Raw genomic sequence first — 17,128 nt, 5'->3', positions numbered from 1 at the left:
GATCCAGGAAATTTAACTCTACCAAGTAAATGTACAATAAGAACTAGATTCCAGACTGGAATGACAGCAGTCCTACGTCATACCGCGATTCATTCGCGGTATCTCTAGATCCCGCTAACAAGTAGGCTCTGTGGACAAAATTTTAGAGAAGCCATACAAGAGCTCCAACAAAATTGAGAAAACCCATAAAAACCTCAGCAGTTTTATCAAATCTGGAAAAAATGCGCCTAAAATTTTTAATTTTACCAAAAAAACACTCAATCAAATGACGTTCTTTGTAGATATGCTCATCGTAATACCTTTGCACTTTTCGATTCCGTTTTGGCGGAATAACTACTGTACATCCCTTGTCTTCAAGACTTGTAACAAAGGCATTGCTATCGTAGCCCTTGTCAGCTACTACAGTAGAGTTATAGATACTTTCGGTCAACACTTGTGCCTGCGTAATTTCATTTCTTTGACCAGGAGTCAGAGTAAATTTAAGTGGATTTCCAAGTGCATCGACAAGCGCATGTATTTTAGTTGTAAAGCCACCTTTGCTCCTCCCTAAAGCTTCTTGATCCTTGGAGTTTTTTGTATATCCAGATGAACATGGATGGCCTCGGATGATCGTACCGTCGATTATAGCAACTTCTAAATCAGGCTCTTGTTTAGTATATTCAAGCAATTTTTTCCAGACATCTCTTTCACACCATCTTTTAAATCGCTTATGTATATTCCTGTAATTACCATAAGTTTTTGGTAAAAGTCTCCATTGGCAACCACTTCGCACTATGTACCACACTGCCTCTATGAATATTCTTAAACGTTTTTCATCTTTGCTGTGCATTCCTTTTACGCTTTTTATGAACTCTAAAATTTGTTTCCAATTTTCCTCTTTGATGTAATATTGCATATGGTAGTTTCTCCATTTTTTACCTATTAGGCTAAACTACCATCTTTTTCTCTCTTTTCATATTTTTTGTCCACAGAGCCTAGCGGGATGACGAATTACTTAACCGTCATACCACCAAGAACCGTCATACCGCGATTCATTCGCGGTATCTCGGCCGCTAACAAGTAGCGGGATGACGGTTGTCAGGCTAGCTGTCATCCCAGTGCCCAGACACTGGGATCCAGAAATTTTAATTGTAAGTAAGCATACTGGGTTGATAAGTATAAAAGTAGCTAGAAAATAAACATTTTTGATGAGATTATATGGAAAACTGGATGCCAGTGTCAAGCACTGGCATGACACCCTTCACGGACTTTTAAATTACTTTAGCTATAAATATTAAGAAATTTACCAAATGAAAAAAAAGGCAAAAGAAGCCCCGTGGTGGTTGGCTATTTACTATGTACTAAAATATCGGCGTTTTTTTTATTCTAAAACGCTTGATTAAGAGCAATTTAGCTGCTTTTAAATGCACCAACCTAAATTATAAACGTTAAGAAATTTACTGAGCGGAAAAAAAGGCAAAGAAACCCTAGGGTAGCTAGTATTCAAGTTCTCCCTTGTCTATTTGACGTCTTTTACTGTCTTAAACGCTTTATAAGCGCGTTTCGGCTTGTATAGGTAGAAACCTAAAAGTTTTATAAAGACATAAGATGCACATAGTGCAAAAAATTAAGCATGATTTACGCCAAATATATTAAGTTTTTTGTCATTAATCCACTGCAGAGATTGCGAAGATAAATAAATAGCTTCAGTTTCATGATAAGGGGGCTGGCGAGGTTTGTCAAGGAAGTTTTTTCGTTTCTATGTTGTTAGCTACTTGGATGACGCCAATCTGAGTTGAATGAACTACACCAACTCACATTCAGCAAAAAAGAAAGCTATCTCCTTACGAGCATTTTCTAGACTATCCGAGCCGTGGACTCTATTTTCACTAATATCATCAGCAAAATCACCCCTGATTGTGCCTTTATCTGCCTGCTTTGGATCGGTAGCTCCCATGATTTGTCTGTATTTACTTACTGCATTTTCACCAACTAAAACTTGAACTATCACAGAACCAGAGGTCATAAACTCTACTAATTCCCCAAAAAAAGGCCTATCTTTATGAATTTCATAAAACAGCTCTGCTTGTTTTTTTGTTAGTAACATCATTTTTTGTACTATAATTTTCAGCCCAGAGCTTTCAATGTATGAATTTATCTTGCCTGTAATATTATTTTTTACTGCATCAGGTTTTAATATCGAAAGTGTCTTCTCAATTGCCATATTGTTTCCTTATATAAAATAGTATATTTATAGATTTATTTTATTGTAAATTTTGATTTGATAAAAGTAGTTTTTTATTTATAGTTAAGGATAAACCATCAAGGAGGTATTGTATGGGTGACTGTTGTAAAAAGAACACTATCAAACAAGCTGAGCCTACCACTAAAAAACAAGCTGAATCTACTGCTAAAAAATTAGTAAGTAACTTTAAGTCATCACTTTTTTGTGGAACAAAAGGGTTTTTGACTTTTAATTTAGCCTTTTTAAGTTATTTGGAATATAGCATGTGTAAATGCACTTCATCTGCTCATATACAACAAAAGGAAAATATTGAAAGATGTAACAAAATACAGGCTTCCAAGCTTGCACTTGCTGAGGATACAGATAGCAATTTTGCTACACAAGAGATAGAGCAAAAAGAAAAAAACTTTAACCAGCAGCAAAAGTTTTTAAGAGATACTGCTGCCTTTGCAATGAAAAGAAACACTATTCCATTTTTTGAGATGATGATTATAGTACCATTTGTTTGTTTTGCACTGCCAGTTATGGTAGGCAGTATAAGTCTTATACAATGTGCACTTGTATGCGCTGCCTTAATGATCACCACATGTTTCGTTGTGAGAACTTTTAATCTACGTGAAAAGTTAATGGAAAAAATCACCAACCATAGTAGAAAAGAAATAGATGAGGAATTTGAGAAGGATACTATAAAATTTCCTATCTATAAAAATAGAAAACATATCGAGTATAATTCGCCTAACTCAGGGCGATCACTGGATAAAACAAGTAGCACCTCTCTTTTCGTTAAAGTTTTACTTTTCCCTCTAAAGGTTCTTCAAAGTTGTATAATGCTATCTTTAGCTGCTGTTGAACTTCTTGAAACGGTACCAAGTCTTTTTGTCGATACATTTTTCGATTGGAGCTTCACATCCACCAAGAGTAACCTGCAGAGATCAGGCCATTTATTGTATGCCAGTGTGAGAAATTTAGTACCTGTCACTAAACTTGATGAGTGTGTAGCTAATTTTATAGGCACCCCAAAAGCAACTTGTTGCGGAGCCTGAATGTGCCTCTTTTCTGTTATTTAAGTGTATTCTATTTTGTCATTCCAGTCTGGAGTACAGCACTTTCACACAATTTCATCGAGTAGGTTGTCTTCACATAACACTTTTATACTTACCAATTTAGTAAAATCCTGGATCCCAGTGTCGGAGCACTGGGATGACACCATCTTAGTAGAAATAGCCCTCAAATCACAATGTTGTTGTTCATCACGCGCTGGAACGACGGCAAAAAGTAATCTTGCAGTTTTAACAATTATTTGCAAAAGACCAAATGAAAAAGGCAGTTATCTTATTTAATCTTGGCGGGCCTGATTCACTAAATGCGGTCCGTCCTTTCTTATCTAATCTTTTTTATGACAAGAGGATAATCAATTTGCCGAATCCTTTCCGGTTTCTTTTAGCAAAGTTTATATCTGCGAAACGAGAAAATACTGCACGAAAAATATACGAGGAAATTGGAGGTAAATCGCCAATTCTGGAGAATACAAAAATGCAAGCTAATGCTTTAGAACTAAAATTAAATGAAAATAGAAACCATGTACACAAGGTATTCATCTGCATGCGCTATTGGCGTCCATTTGCTGACGAAGCTATTAAAAGTGTAAAACAATTTGATCCTGATGAAGTAATTTTGCTGCCACTATACCCTCAATATTCAACTACCACAACTTTATCATCCATCGAAAATTGGCAAAAAAATGCTAAAAACCATGGTCTAAAGTGCAATACAAAAATAATTCACCATTATTATAATAACGAAGACTTTATTGAGGCTCACGCTAATTTAATAGCTAAGCATTACAAATTAGCCAGCAGAATCGATAAGCCAAGAGTCCTATTCTCAGCCCATAGCTTACCTCTTAGTATTATTAAAAAAGGGGACCCTTATGCTTCACAGATAGAAGAAACAGTAAAATTAATAGTAAAAAATTTGAATATTAAAGATCTTGATTGGTCAATATGTTATCAGAGTAAGATTGGTCCTGTAAAATGGCTAGAGCCAAGCACTGAAAGTGAGCTATTACGCGCAAAAATTGATGGTGTACCTGTAGTTCTATCACCTATATCTTTTGTTTCTGAGCATTCAGAAACTCTAGTTGAACTTGATATAGAATATAAGGCAATTATCAAGAATGGATATTACTTTCGCGTGCCAACTCTCAGTACCGATTCTTTGTTTATTAAATGCTTGGCTGATTTATGCATAAATCTCCCTTAAAGCCCTGATTCATAGGGCTTTTCTTTTAGGATTTTATGTGATAGAATAACAGAAAGTTATTATTTTATTAACTATTTTATGCTAAACAAGCTAAAAAAGAAATCTAACACGCCCGCACAAAAGGTACATGATGCTTATAATCATGATATCAGAAAGGTAATCTGCATCACAACAGGTTTAACAGCCCTATTGTGTAAGATTTCACTGCAATTTTGCTGCGAGTTCATTGACAATAATAGATCCAATATCTCCTTTATAAAGAATGTTGCCCGATGGGTGAAATTTCCGACATCTACCCTATACATTGCCCATTCTGCATTTATCTTACGGGATTTGGTAAAAGATTATAAAGACCCTAAGGGTAAAAAAGAATTAGCAAAAATTTTGGGTAAATCGGCTAACCTTGCAAGCAGCACCATAGAAGCATTGATGATGTTGAAAGTCATCCATTTTTTGGCTAGAGGTAATGCAGATGTAACAAGTTATATTAGTTTAACATCAACGATCCTATTTCTGTTTATTTCGGAACCTATAAGTTACTATTATTCATGGAGAAAATACCTAGATAATAAGGATCCTGAAAAGTCTGCTAAGTGTAAGAAGGACCTTATTATCAGCACATTAACTTTGTCGTTAGGTTTATTAAACTTCATATTAAGAAGGATAGAAACTCCAACTATACCAATAAACTTGGGTAGTGGTATAATCTATAATTTCAACTTAAGCGTAACAGTCAGCATAATATATAGTGCAGTATTTCTTGCAGTTCAACTTGATAAGTTGTTTAATCAACCTGTCAATGATGATCCTTCCACTGAACTTGATGGCGCTAATCATATTAGGCACGATTATGATGGTAATGGTCTCCCCAATGGCGACGTTGTGGAAATATAAGGGTTAGAGGTGAAAAGATTTTATTTCTACTGCCAACGCTAGTACTGCTAATTTGCTAACAATATTCCAAAGTGATAGAATTTTACCTTCCACAACCTGGCTAACATCATGAAACTCACAGTCAGTGGCATTCAAGCTAGGTGTATGGTCCCAGAGTGTGATGGTGTGGATTTAGTATAAATAATTCTGGAGACTGTGTCCACTGATAACATATAAATTCATAAGGAGTAAGACCCTTAAGAGTTTTGAGTCTCTTTGCATAATTATAAGCCATAACAAAGTTATAAAGGTGTTCTTTAAGTTGCTGGTGCGATTGATAGTAATACTTCTTAACTGTAGCATCCTTTAAAGTTTTATTCATACGCTCGACTTGCCCATTCGTCCAAGGATGGCTAACTTTTGTCAAACGATGTTCAATAACATTCTCTTCGCAAACTCTATCAAATATATGTTGGAAAGCATACTTATGACGCTTCTGGTTTGTAAATTGTATACCGTTATCTGTCAAAATAGTATGGATTTTATACGGTAAAATTCTAATCAAATTACGTAAGAACTCAGCAGCTATGGGTTTTGTAGCACTGTTACGCAACTCAACATAGGTAAATTTGGATGTCCTATCAATAGCAACAAACAAATGTAATTTGCCCTCCTCAGTTCTAACTTCAGCAATATCAATATGAAAGTAACCGATAGGATATTGTTTGAATTTCTTTTTTGACTTAACTTCTCCATCAACAGTTGGTAATCTGCTAATGTTGTGTCTTTGTAAACAACGATGCAAGCTAGAGCGAGTCAAATGCGGAATTGTAGACTGCAGAGCGTAAAGGCAATCATCTAGTGGCAGTAGTGTATACTTGCGAAATGTAACTATTATAGCTTCCTCTTCTAGCGTTAAAACAGTCGATCTTGGACGCTTTGGACCCATATCAGCATCTTTCGTAAATGAACGTTTTCTCCACTTAATAATAGTTTTTGGATTAAGGTTATAATGCTTGGAGAGTTTTGCTATGCTCTCTTTTCTATTTTGTATTGCTCTACGAATCGTCTGTGTTGTTTTGGCGCACCCATGTAATATTTGTCCCATAACTCCTCCTTTGATGGTATTTTTTTCTCATATTTTATCATACCATCACACTCTGGGACTGTACAGTTTTCTCAATTTTGTTGGAGCTCTTGTATGGCTTCTCTAAAATTTTGTCCACAGAGCCTAGATATTTTAATACAAATTCTATATTTGGAAAGAGGTTATGATATTAATTACCTCATATTTATTATAATATAATTAATAACTAGCATGTATAATTAGGCATATCCATAGTTAATGAAGCTGAATATGGCACCTACAAACAGTACGTTTTTTGACACTGACTACCCAGAACTAAAAAAAACTATTTCAGATATGATAGAAAGCATCGCACAATCCTCACAGGAAGAAAAAGGAAAGTTGTTTGAGGCCCTATCAGAACAAGTTAGAGGGATGAATCTCAAAGATTTAGGTTTAGCGATTAATGACCAAGGCTTGCAAAAGGAGGTAAATAAAGAATTATTTATAAAACTCATTGAAGAAGCACTTAAAGGTTTAACTTCTGAAAATGTTGACTCAAAAATAATAGAAGAGGCGTTAAAATCTGTTAATCAGCAAGCAATAAGTAATGTTATAAATAATAATAAAGGTCCACTGGACAATCTAGTCAATTATTTTAAATCAGCATCTGCAAATAAAAAAATTGGAATAGCTTCTGCTGGAATAGTATTAGGAGTAGCATTTTCTCCGCTTATTGTGCTTGCTACATTAATAGCGCTTGTGGCTATTGGAGCACGTTATGTAGGAATAGGGATAGTAAAGGCAGGTGAAAAAATAAAAGAAGGTGCGATTGAAACAGGAAAAGCAGTAAAAAGTTCATATAAGGATTTAATAGATAAATTACCTACAGTTCAAGCAAGAGAGAATAACTTTAGCAGATTAAGAACAAACGTGCTTGAAACTATTGCAAACATTAGTCTTAAAGATAACAAAAACGTTGACACTAAAAAAGGTCTTGATGATGGGAAAAAAATATTAGAAATGCTTCAAAATGAAGGGCAGCGATCTGCTATACAAGAGTTAGTAAAGAATGGAACCATTCAAAATTTTTCAAAAGATGATATGAGCAGACTTCTGGAAAAGGGCCTCAGTACTCATGTAGCAGATATGAAAGCACTTAATGACCTTATAAATAAATTTCAACCTGTAATTATGGCAATTGGTAGTGACATAAAAGAGGTAGAACAAAAAGTTAATGAGAAAGCTCAGGAAATGAAGCCAAATTCTCACTTAGGTATTTCAAGTGCTGCACGAGTTAGTGAAGGAGGAATCACAGGACCGAGTTGATGCATTTGAGGAGCGTTTTGACGCAAAAATTACTATTAGAAAGAGGGGTTGCGCTACTCCTTTTTATCCACTTTTTTGAGCAATCCACTTCTACACCTAACACACATTTCAGTGATTATAATATCCAATTTTTGATCATGTTTTTCTACAGGTAAATCTTTACAATATTGTTTCTCATAGGCTACACCTATAAATATTTTTCCAAGCGGCCGTAATTTTTTTATCATTGTATCATACCAACCACCGCCAAAACCTAATCTATTAAAATGATCATCAAAAGCAACAACAGGAGTAATGATTGTGTCGGGAATTACGTCTTCATCTGTTTTGTTCCATTCCTCAAATTTTAGTAACTGATTTTTATCAGGAACCGCTATTTTATAACCTAAATCGAATAAGCTATACATCAAAGGCACAACATTTATTTCCCCATCCATTGGAATGTAAGCCGCAATTGTTTTGCCTTTAACGTAACTTAAGTTCTGATTAAAGAGATTAATAAGGGAACTTGCCGCATAACTGGAATAACTTTCATCAATATCTTTTCTTATAGCTCTATATTGCTCTCTTATTTCCTTTTTGTGCTGTTTAATATCTTTGAACATGATCTATCCATTTCGCAGTGAGTTTTTCTTGTAAACTATTTTGCTTTAAGCGCTCACTTAAAAAATCAAAGTCAATAAATTCCATATCCTGGTCTTGATTACTGCAGCTATAAACAAAACTCCTTTCTCCTGTTCCCGTATTCATATGTTGCTGAACACACTGAGCGCAGATTTCTTTCATCATACACTGCATAGGAGAATTAACTGACGATATTGCTACGTGACTTGATTTCAGATATGGCTTTAAAATTGTTTTTCTAGCTTCATTCACAGCTTTCATCATTTTATCAGAACCAATAGTGATAATTTTATCTATAGTGTTTAAATTAATACCTAATCTTCCTTGTTGATAAGAGACTATTGCATCAACTATATTACCATGAAAGGATTTATCTTGATCTCTGCTTGTTTCTATCAATCCTTCTTCACATGCCCAAACTACTGCATTTGATGCACGCTCTATCAGTGCTCGTTTAAATACATCACTTAATTTCTTATAGCCAGCAAAGTACAAAACCTTATTATTATTTTCAAGACATGCCTTCCCTATCGAAAATAATACTGCATTTCCAACTCCACCACCAATTAGCATTATATTCTTCATGTGCTATTTTAACTATATTTGTTCAAATTTTTTGAAATTTTATAGAACAAAGTAATTTTCGTACACAAAGACAGAAACAAGGACACTCTCTGACTTCAACTATACCGATAACTGACAGCTGAATTTTTACGCATATCATCTAATAACAAGTTGCTTTGTATCATAATCTTTTGTTGGTACGTTTGCTGTTTAATTGCTTCTATATCCGCTACATTACTCTTGATATCACACAACATCATCAACTTTGCAGTGCCATTTTCTCTCAATTCTACTATTTCATTCACACTTGTTTTACTAAATAAAATCTGTAAATCAGGATTTAAATCTCGGATTTTTATTTCAAACTCTTTTGCGCTTGGCAACTTAAAATCATCTGCTAATTTGTCAAAATTTAAACAACTGACCTTTTGCTCTTTAAAATTATTCAATAAACTTTCTGAACCTTCAACCACAATCTGTTTTAATTTTAAAGTGCTTTCCAGCAGTGCATAATTAAGTTGTACCTTGTCTATGACTCTTATAATAGAGTAACCTTCACTGAAACTGAATGGACCTGCTATATCGCCGGTTTCTAGTCTTTCTAAAACGCTCTTAAGTTTATCTTTGAGCTGACTTAAATTAACTGTTGCTTTACGCATCTTTATTGGAGATTCTGGGTTATTACTATTACGTAATTTTTTTACTAGATCTTCAGCTATACCATAAACGTCCTTGTCTTTTTGATCAGGAATTATAAACTCTTGGAACGTGATAAGATAATCCGGCTTTTCTGTTTGCCTTTTTACATCATCTACTTCTTTATCGCTTATATTAATAAATGGCACAATTCTTACTTCAATAATTTTGCTCCATAGTAACTGACATTTTATTTGTTTTCTTAAAATACCAAGATCTATATTATGCTTTTTTATGTATTGATCAATTTCATTAGCCTTAAGTTTAAAACTTTGGGTTAAAAATAATATGATAGCATTATCTAACTCCTCATTGCTCAATTTTATACTCAGCCTCTGCGCTTCATTGATAATGATAATTTCGTCTATTAGCTCCCTAAGAACTTGAGGCCTTGCTTCTTTTTGATTAACACTTTGAGTGCCAAACAATGAATTTATAAAGTTGATGCGTTTTTCGATATCTAAATTTGAAATTGGCTCACCATTTACATCTGCAACAATTTCAATCTCGGTTGCAAGCAACCTAAGTGGCAACACCATCAACAGTAAAATTAGTATTCTATACATACAAGTAAAGTTAATAACCAATTCTATAATAAATACTGAGTCAATGCTAGCTAACTTTTTAATAGTTAAAGACGGAAATAAAAACGCAAAACCATTGCAATAAGATCAGGTAAACAGGCTAAAAATATGCCAACATAGCGAATTTAAACCGTGCTGAAAACAGTATACGGAAGGAGAGGGATTCGAACCCTCGATACGACTTTTCAATCGTATAACGGTTTAGCAAACCGCCGCCTTCAGCCGCTCGGCCACCCTTCCAAATTTAGAACCTAAAGATTATATAATACCAAGACCTCTACCACCTGTCTAATGCTTTTAATTGCAATATTTGTATCTGTTCAGACAATGGCGTCAACTTAAGGAAAAATATCAGTGATTGTGTATAAAATTTCTCTCTAAAATTTTTACCATTAAATTACCCAAAAGCTGCAATAAACAGCACTTTTGTTTCTGTTTTATTTCAACAAAGAAGTCTAAAATGTGTCCTTAAGTTGACGCCATTGTCTGTTCAGATGAATGGCTAATGCTGAAACAAAAATTCCAGTGCTCCCTTTCTTGTCATCCCAGTGCTTGACACTGGGATCCAGATTGGGCACTAAGTTGGTAAACACGAAAGCGGTTAATCCTTTACAACGTTTTTGATGGAACTGTGCGAAAGGACTGGATCCCAGTGTCAAGCACTGGGATGACACCATTTGTTGTAAACTCACTTTTACTCTATGGTTATACTACCTTGCCGCTATCCTAAACGGATACCAATATTTACCCATTAAAAACAACCACGTTTTTCCGAATAACTGTAATTCCAGGCTAAATCAACAAAAACTAATTTCCGCTTTTAATAGAGCTTGCAACAATTTGTTTTGCTTCTTCTATACCAACCCATTCTCCAACTGCTACCGTTTTTCCCTTTTCTAGATCTTTATAATGAGAAAAGAAATGAGCAATTTTATCTAGTAGATTTTTAGATAAATCAGAATAGTTCTTTATATTGTCATAATAGCTATCAACACTGGAAATAGGCACAGCTAATATCTTTTCATCTTCTCCTTTTTCATCTTTAGTGAGTAATGCGCCTATTGGACGCACCGATATTAAAACACTAGATGCTAAGGGAAACTGAGTTAGCACCAAAACATCCACAGGATCACCATCACCTGCGCAGGTATTTGGTATAAACCCATAATTGCAAGGATAAGTCATTGAGGTAGATAAAAATCTGTCAACTTGTAACAACCCAAACTCTTTATTAAATTCATACTTTACAGGCTCAGCATTCGCACTTATTTCAATTACCACATTCACCGCATTTGGTCCCGCTGTTATTTTACTTAAATCCATAAATTACCTCTTAACTTAAGAATAAGCATTATACAATATATGCTTTTAAGTTGCTACATTTATGTAATTCTAAACTTATTTTGCACGGGCTGTCCTAAATTTTCATTCGTCATCTCATTGACTGTTGAAAGTGGTGGTTTCTGTGGTGATTTCAATAATTGAAATAAAGCATATACTATTACAATAGTAAGCACCGCAGCAATTACTAGATTAACAAAATTATCCTGTGGTAGGACACCTTTTATTGGATTAAATAATTTTTGCTCCATAAGGAAATAATCAGCAACATATAACCCAACAGATAATACAAACATACCTAAAATAAGTTTACAGATTATGTTTTTATGGTCTTTTTCTTTTTTCTTACTGATGATAAGATTTGGCCTACATTCATTCTCTTCTTGTGGCACTGAGTAGTATATATTCTCAGGGTTTGTTACTAATTGTTCAAATTCATCACTATTTTGGTTTTTTAACAGTTGCTCTAGGGTGTTTTTTGTATTTATAGGACATATTAATCCATTCATTTTCAATTTTTCCTCTTGCCAATCCATATTTTCACAGTCGGCTGTATATTTGATGGTTCCATCTCTACTTGATAATCTGATCATGTGTAGTTTGTTAGCTAAGTGCACTATATAGTTCTCTATTAACTGATTCTCATATAACTCTAGTACTTCTCTTTTTACTATTTTGTCAGATGACAAAGGTTCTTTATAACTACCGCTAAAAGAAAATGATAGAGAAAACAATAAAGCCACATCTTTATCTACCTTTATATCTTGATGAATAGAATAGTAACAGTCGATAACAAATTTATTAAAAAAAAATTTTTTATCAGATTTTTCATTTAATAATTTTTTAACGTCAGTAAGTACTTTATTTTCAAAATCTTCTTCTGTTTTAAATATTGGTTCTCTCTTTGGATTTGCTAAGATGTTAAGTAAATCTAATTTTCTTCCATCTACTACTTCATTTATATCTCTATTTAACTCAGACCCTTTAATAACGTCATATATTTTATCTATGACATCTTTAGTATTCAGGTTATTGCTTTCACTTAGAATTTGATAAGCTTGAGCATAAATTAAAAACAGCCCTTGTAGACTAAATTTTAAGTTAAAATACTTATCTAGTAGTTCATTTTCTTTTCTAATGAATTCAGACAAACCAAAATGATTTCTGTGATCCATACTACGACCTAAGTCAGCATGTTGAAAACCACCTAAAAAAATAAATAACGTCTCTAATAAATTGCCCTTACCAACAATTTTTATTAGTTCTTCAACTTCCTTAACCATTGCTAAAACCTATAATGTTCTACTTTATAGTATAAGCGATATAGGGTAAAATAGCAATAAATATTATTGTACGTTTACACTCTGTATCAAAGAATTAAGCCCTTTAGTTAAGAACATATCCATCCACCGCCGATAACTTGCTCATCTTTATACGCTACACAGGCTTGACCTGGACTGATGCCAAAGTAATCGTCGTTTAAAATGACACAGGCTTTATTTTTTTCGTCAGTTGAATGTATTGTTGCTAAACTTCCCGCATGTGATGATCTCAGCTTCACAGTTACTTCCATACCTTCCTTTGGTTGTTCTAACCAATTTAACTCTTTGATCAATATTTTTTTTTGCATTAATGCGTTGATCGGACCTACTATAACCTCATTATTCTCTGTATTAATTTTTATCACGTAAAGAGGTTCACTGTACCCAACACCTAAGCCTTTTCTTTGCCCTACTGTAAAATTTACTATGCCACTGTGCTCACCTAGCACTTTTCCATTCACATCCACAATTTTACCTTTCTGTACAGATTGTGGAGCTAATTTAGCTATTGTTTTACTATAGCTTTCGGAAACAAAGCATATATCTTGACTGTCTGGCTTTTCAGAAATTTGTAAACTGAAATATTTTGCTAATTTTCTTATATCACTTTTATAGAACTCACCTAGCGGAAATCGCAAAAGCTTTAACTGCTCTTGAGTTGTAGCAAACAAAAAATAACTTTGATCTTTACTTTTATCAATGCTTCTGCACAACTTTACCTCACCATTTTTTTCTAACCTTCTCACGTAATGTCCTGTTACGAGCACATCCGCACCAAGATTTTTTGTAACTTGCAATAGATCACGAAATTTTACCGTTTGGTTACATCTCACGCATGGTATGGGAGTTTCCCCACGCATATAGGTACTCGCAAAATCCTCTATTACTTCCTTTTTGAATATTTCCTCATAGTTTAAAATATAGTGAGGAAAGCCAACACTTTCAGCCACGCGCTTAGCGTCATAAATATCCTGTCCAGCGCAGCATGCACCCTTTCTTGCGTTAGCATTACCGTCAGTGCCATAGAGTTGAAGAGTCACACCTATCACCTGGTACCCAAGGTTATGTAGCAGTGCTGCAGCAACCGAGCTATCAACTCCCCCGGACATTGCAACAACAGCCTTAGTCTGGTGCGGAGTTTTATCTTTTAGCAGAGGTTCAATTTCAAATTCTTTTAGCATAACCGCCTTAATTTATAAACGCAAATCTTGTGTCATTCCAACATACAACTGTGCAAACGTTTTGATTTGGGGGCAATTTACATAGTAGATAATGTCATGAAAGTAGCTGACACTGGAATCTAGCTTCTATTACACAAATTCATTAAAACAGCATATTTATTTGTAATCAAGTTTCCTGGATCCCAGTGTTAGCTACTCGGATGACACCCTTTTCTGCTAGAAGTTGCCTTCAAATTACTTGGTGCATGACACTGGGATCTCATTTATATTACATAATTCCATCAAAACAATTCGATAAACTACCTTCAAAAACAATTTAATCTTGCTTGAATAAAACATGGCCAAAATAATCCATGTTTTCAAGCACTTTTCCACTACCTAAGGCAACACAACAAAGTGGGTCATCTGCAACACGAACCGGTAATTTTGTTGTTTCACTGATAACTTTACCTAGATTACGTAATAATCCACCACCACCGGATAAAACTATTCCTCTATCGACTATATCAGAAGAAAGTTCAGGTGGAGTGCTCTCCAGCGCAGTCTTAATAGCAGAAATTATCTGATGTACAGGCTCTATTAAACTCTCTGCAACTTGGTATTCTGATAAAAGCATTTCTTTTGGCATGCCACTCACTAAATCCCTGCCTTTAATTATCATTCCCTCTTTGTTATTTTCACCTGGCAGACTGGCTGAACCTATGCTTTTCTTAATTTTCTCAGCGGTTGTTTCACCGATTAATAACTTATGATTTTCACGAATATATGATTTTATTGCTTCATCCATAATATCGCCACCTACTCTGGCAGAACGTGAATAAACAATTCCGCCTAAAGAAATAATTGCAACTTCAGTTGTACCGCCTCCTATATCAACAATCATAGAACCCTCAGGTTCAGTAACCGGGAGCCCAGCTCCGATTGCTGCAGCCATTGGTTCTTCAATTAAAAATACTTCATTTGCACCAGCACTTTCTGCTGCATCTTGTATAGCACGCCTTTCAACTGGCGTGGATCCAGATGGAACGCATATGATAATATTAGGTTTATTAACAGTGAATTTTGTGTTTGCACTGCGTATGAAATATTTTAGCATTTCTTCCGTACTTTTAAAATCAGCAATAACTCCATCCTTTAAGGGCCTTATCACCTCTATTTCTCCAGGCGTTTTCCCAAGCATCATTTTAGCTTTTTTACCAAAAGCATAAGGAACGTAGCTTCCTTTTTCCTTTATTCTTGCTACAACTGAAGGCTCATCAAGCACTATTCCCTGATTTTTCTGATAAACTAAAGTGTTTGCAGTACCAAGGTCTATAGCAATATCGCTAGCAAACAAACCTTTGAAAGTAAAAAGGCTATAAAACTTTCCGGTTAATTTTCGAACAAAATTCATACATAACTCAAGAAAACCATTTATTGAGACAAATTATACTTTTCAGATAAGTAGTAAGTAACACACTCAACGTCTAAACCCTTACCTGTTACTTTTTTTAGCAGTTCCAGGTCACACTTTGCACTGTATATATTTTGAGATAACCAACTGATAAGTAAACTAAAATCTCCTTTTATTATAGCACTTAATGATTCGTAATGATTCTTTTTAACGAAAGAGAAAATCTGCACAGCAGCAATTAAAGCAATAATTTTTATAGGAAAGTAGCCCATAACACCGCTTGCCCAATATTCATCTTGAAAATAAGTGTTTAGCTCATTTTTAGCTTTTACTGGAATTTTATAGTGCTTCATACCTTCCAACCACGCATCATGCAGGTCTTTGACTTCCAATGTGCCATTTATTATATCTTGTTCTAACTTAGTTCTCAACATAATATGAGCTAACAGACTAAATTCATCTGCATTTTTTAAAAAAGAAGAAAGGTTTATTTCATTGAAAACCAAGTGCAAATTTTCAACACTGCTATTAGTTTTGCCTTTTATAGCAAACTTCTCTTTTATGTGTGGTTGAATGAACTCAATAAATTCTCTGGATGTTCCAATCATCCTTTCCATGAATAACCCTTGAGTTTCATACATAACATGTCTCATAATTGGGCTACTTATAGAATTTTGCGCTAAACATTTTTGATAAATTGCATAACCACTATGCCGTAAAAGTGAAAATAAACCATAACAAAAATCAGATTCATCATAATCTATAGGGTAGTAATAAGAAGTACGAATCTCATTTAGTGCAATACCCATTTGCTGTAAACATAATGAGCCAAGTTCAATCTGTTTCTGAGTAGCAACTTTTTGTATATTAGTAACCTTATCCTTTTTCTGCTTTTCAATTATTTTATCTACATTTTCACTAAAAAATTTGCCTACCTTGGGGAATACTTCCCTTATATTCTTTTCTGTGATATCAGAGTCATAGTCAGCAAGCAGTGAGTCGTATTTTGAGCATTTTAATTGCTGCGATTTTATAGAAGCTACTTCGCGAATGAGTGTGATTAAATCAGTAAAACGTTCTTTTAGTTTTTCTAAGTTACTGGTTTCAGAATGAGATAGCTTCCATAAATTTTGGCATTCAACCTTAGCTTTGGATAAAGACTTTACTAAATCAATAGGAACAGCACTGTTGCTTTTATGTATTCTCTCTATTAACTTTAGCTGCTGAGTATTTGCACTTTTTTTGTTACCAAGAGCATCTGCTAATGATTCCTTTATTGCGTCATGAGAGATAATTTCATGTCTGATTTCTTCTAGAAGACTCATTTGTTCAACTTTGTCCTCTATATTCAATTGGCTTTGGTTTAGTACTTTTAGCGTATTTTCGATATTCTTTACCCTATATAATACTTCCTCTAAAAACTTATAAGATTTCATATTTGTTCATTATTTTAGAAAACATCTGTTTAACATCGTGATAGATTAATAATAAAGTTAAAAGTATATTTGCTTAAAGTACAATAAAAAATTGTACTTTTTATTCCTTTATTGGATTTTTCTACTCAGAGTCCAGCATATTATAGGAAAATTAATTGTAAGGTTGTAGAAAAAGTATTTAGTATTTTATTTCTCTTGACTATATTACAATATGGAGAGATATTAGCTACTGA

At 34.2% G+C, this 17,128-nt stretch carries 16 protein-coding genes, 1 tRNA gene and 1 pseudogene; 4 read left to right on the top strand and 14 right to left on the bottom strand.

Annotated elements, in window-relative coordinates:
- Window positions 1-142 precede the first annotated feature (142 nt).
- Both OOK85_RS01590 and ndk read right to left on the bottom strand, forming a co-directional pair.
- Window positions 143-895, bottom strand: coding sequence for an IS5 family transposase (locus tag OOK85_RS01590; RefSeq protein WP_264702253.1), 753 nt, complete (start codon window positions 893-895; stop codon window positions 143-145).
- 888 nt (window positions 896-1,783) lie between these two features.
- On the bottom strand, window positions 1,784-2,203 hold the full coding sequence (gene ndk / locus OOK85_RS01585; protein WP_264703586.1) for a nucleoside-diphosphate kinase: 420 nt from the start codon (window positions 2,201-2,203) through the stop codon (window positions 1,784-1,786).
- Between the two features lie 113 nt (window positions 2,204-2,316).
- Here ndk and OOK85_RS01580 point away from each other — a divergent pair, with 113 nt between their 5' ends.
- Complete coding sequence (locus OOK85_RS01580; protein WP_264703584.1) at window positions 2,317-3,267, top strand: hypothetical protein; 951 nt, start codon at window positions 2,317-2,319, stop codon at window positions 3,265-3,267.
- A gap of 65 nt (window positions 3,268-3,332) precedes the next feature.
- On the opposite strand, the gene OOK85_RS01575 is transcribed toward OOK85_RS01580, so the two are convergent.
- The gene (locus tag OOK85_RS01575; protein WP_264703581.1) at window positions 3,333-3,530 is read right to left on the bottom strand and encodes a hypothetical protein; all 198 of its coding nucleotides are present in this window, start codon (window positions 3,528-3,530) and stop codon (window positions 3,333-3,335) included.
- A gap of 8 nt (window positions 3,531-3,538) precedes the next feature.
- On the opposite strand from OOK85_RS01575, the gene hemH reads away from it, so the two are divergent.
- Together hemH and OOK85_RS01565 are read left to right on the top strand one after the other, a co-directional pair.
- Entirely contained in the window at window positions 3,539-4,486 is a 948-nt protein-coding gene (gene hemH, locus OOK85_RS01570; protein WP_264703580.1) for a ferrochelatase, read from the top strand.
- A 78-nt stretch (window positions 4,487-4,564) separates the two neighbouring features.
- On the top strand, window positions 4,565-5,380 hold the full coding sequence (locus tag OOK85_RS01565) for a hypothetical protein (RefSeq protein WP_264703578.1): 816 nt from the start codon (window positions 4,565-4,567) through the stop codon (window positions 5,378-5,380).
- A 3-nt stretch (window positions 5,381-5,383) separates the two neighbouring features.
- Here the strand turns inward: OOK85_RS01565 and OOK85_RS07705 are convergent.
- Both OOK85_RS07705 and OOK85_RS01560 read right to left on the bottom strand, forming a co-directional pair.
- Window positions 5,384-5,518: pseudogene (locus tag OOK85_RS07705) on the bottom strand (glutamate--cysteine ligase); the annotation flags it as partial.
- Window positions 5,517-6,467 (bottom strand): IS481 family transposase, encoded by a 951-nt coding sequence (locus OOK85_RS01560; protein ID WP_264702189.1) that lies wholly within the window; start codon window positions 6,465-6,467, stop codon window positions 5,517-5,519. The gene OOK85_RS01560 and the pseudogene OOK85_RS07705, both read right to left, overlap by 2 nt.
- Window positions 6,468-6,716: 249 nt before the next feature.
- Between OOK85_RS01560 and OOK85_RS01555 the strand changes: the two genes are divergently transcribed.
- Window positions 6,717-7,754: a hypothetical protein gene (locus tag OOK85_RS01555; RefSeq protein ID WP_264703576.1), complete on the top strand. Its 1,038-nt coding sequence runs from the start codon at window positions 6,717-6,719 to the stop codon at window positions 7,752-7,754.
- Between the two features lie 53 nt (window positions 7,755-7,807).
- On the opposite strand, the gene OOK85_RS01550 is transcribed toward OOK85_RS01555, so the two are convergent.
- The 9 genes from OOK85_RS01550 to OOK85_RS01510 all read right to left on the bottom strand — a co-directional run bounded on the left by OOK85_RS01550 (window position 7,808) and on the right by OOK85_RS01510 (window position 16,895).
- Complete coding sequence (locus OOK85_RS01550; RefSeq protein ID WP_264703574.1) at window positions 7,808-8,359, bottom strand: 5-formyltetrahydrofolate cyclo-ligase; 552 nt, start codon at window positions 8,357-8,359, stop codon at window positions 7,808-7,810.
- Window positions 8,343-8,963 (bottom strand): ferredoxin reductase domain-containing protein, encoded by a 621-nt coding sequence (locus tag OOK85_RS01545; protein WP_264703572.1) that lies wholly within the window; start codon window positions 8,961-8,963, stop codon window positions 8,343-8,345. Before OOK85_RS01545 ends, OOK85_RS01550 begins: the two co-directional genes overlap by 17 nt.
- A 95-nt stretch (window positions 8,964-9,058) precedes the next feature.
- Window positions 9,059-10,204: a SurA N-terminal domain-containing protein gene (locus tag OOK85_RS01540; protein ID WP_264703570.1), complete on the bottom strand. Its 1,146-nt coding sequence runs from the start codon at window positions 10,202-10,204 to the stop codon at window positions 9,059-9,061.
- A 167-nt stretch (window positions 10,205-10,371) separates the two neighbouring features.
- Window positions 10,372-10,462: transfer RNA gene (locus tag OOK85_RS01535), tRNA-Ser, on the bottom strand.
- Window positions 10,463-11,029: 567 nt separating this feature from the next.
- Window positions 11,030-11,545 (bottom strand): inorganic diphosphatase, encoded by a 516-nt coding sequence (gene ppa, locus OOK85_RS01530; protein ID WP_264703568.1) that lies wholly within the window; start codon window positions 11,543-11,545, stop codon window positions 11,030-11,032.
- A 59-nt stretch (window positions 11,546-11,604) separates the two neighbouring features.
- Window positions 11,605-12,846, bottom strand: coding sequence for a WD1261 family protein (locus tag OOK85_RS01525; protein ID WP_264703566.1), 1,242 nt, complete (start codon window positions 12,844-12,846; stop codon window positions 11,605-11,607).
- Window positions 12,847-12,953: 107 nt separating this feature from the next.
- A complete protein-coding gene (mnmA, locus tag OOK85_RS01520) occupies window positions 12,954-14,066 on the bottom strand; it encodes a tRNA 2-thiouridine(34) synthase MnmA (RefSeq protein ID WP_264703564.1) in 1,113 nt (370 codons plus the stop codon).
- A gap of 316 nt (window positions 14,067-14,382) precedes the next feature.
- Complete coding sequence (locus OOK85_RS01515; protein ID WP_264703563.1) at window positions 14,383-15,459, bottom strand: rod shape-determining protein; 1,077 nt, start codon at window positions 15,457-15,459, stop codon at window positions 14,383-14,385.
- Window positions 15,460-15,479: 20 nt separating this feature from the next.
- Complete coding sequence (locus tag OOK85_RS01510) at window positions 15,480-16,895, bottom strand: gluzincin family metallopeptidase (RefSeq protein WP_264703561.1); 1,416 nt, start codon at window positions 16,893-16,895, stop codon at window positions 15,480-15,482.
- Between the last annotated feature and the right edge of the window lie 233 nt (window positions 16,896-17,128).

The sequence above is a fragment of the Wolbachia endosymbiont (group A) of Volucella inflata genome (assembly GCF_947250665.1).
Lineage (GTDB): Bacteria > Pseudomonadota > Alphaproteobacteria > Rickettsiales > Anaplasmataceae > Wolbachia > Wolbachia pipientis.
This window is presented reverse-complemented; position numbering and strand designations above follow the sequence as displayed.

Coding starts and splice junctions, on each gene's coding strand:
- OOK85_RS01590 (WP_264702253.1), bottom strand. CDS start 895: ATGCAATATTACATCAAAGAGGAAAATTGGAAACAAATTTTAGAGTTC.
- ndk (WP_264703586.1), bottom strand. CDS start 2,203: ATGGCAATTGAGAAGACACTTTCGATATTAAAACCTGATGCAGTAAAA.
- OOK85_RS01580 (WP_264703584.1), top strand. CDS start 2,317: ATGGGTGACTGTTGTAAAAAGAACACTATCAAACAAGCTGAGCCTACC.
- hemH (WP_264703580.1), top strand. CDS start 3,539: ATGAAAAAGGCAGTTATCTTATTTAATCTTGGCGGGCCTGATTCACTA.
- OOK85_RS01565 (WP_264703578.1), top strand. CDS start 4,565: ATGCTAAACAAGCTAAAAAAGAAATCTAACACGCCCGCACAAAAGGTA.
- OOK85_RS01560 (WP_264702189.1), bottom strand. CDS start 6,467: ATGGGACAAATATTACATGGGTGCGCCAAAACAACACAGACGATTCGT.
- OOK85_RS01555 (WP_264703576.1), top strand. CDS start 6,717: ATGGCACCTACAAACAGTACGTTTTTTGACACTGACTACCCAGAACTA.
- OOK85_RS01550 (WP_264703574.1), bottom strand. CDS start 8,359: ATGTTCAAAGATATTAAACAGCACAAAAAGGAAATAAGAGAGCAATAT.
- OOK85_RS01545 (WP_264703572.1), bottom strand. CDS start 8,963: ATGAAGAATATAATGCTAATTGGTGGTGGAGTTGGAAATGCAGTATTA.
- OOK85_RS01540 (WP_264703570.1), bottom strand. CDS start 10,204: ATGTATAGAATACTAATTTTACTGTTGATGGTGTTGCCACTTAGGTTG.
- ppa (WP_264703568.1), bottom strand. CDS start 11,545: ATGGATTTAAGTAAAATAACAGCGGGACCAAATGCGGTGAATGTGGTA.
- OOK85_RS01525 (WP_264703566.1), bottom strand. CDS start 12,846: ATGGTTAAGGAAGTTGAAGAACTAATAAAAATTGTTGGTAAGGGCAAT.
- mnmA (WP_264703564.1), bottom strand. CDS start 14,066: ATGCTAAAAGAATTTGAAATTGAACCTCTGCTAAAAGATAAAACTCCG.
- OOK85_RS01515 (WP_264703563.1), bottom strand. CDS start 15,459: ATGAATTTTGTTCGAAAATTAACCGGAAAGTTTTATAGCCTTTTTACT.
- OOK85_RS01510 (WP_264703561.1), bottom strand. CDS start 16,895: ATGAAATCTTATAAGTTTTTAGAGGAAGTATTATATAGGGTAAAGAAT.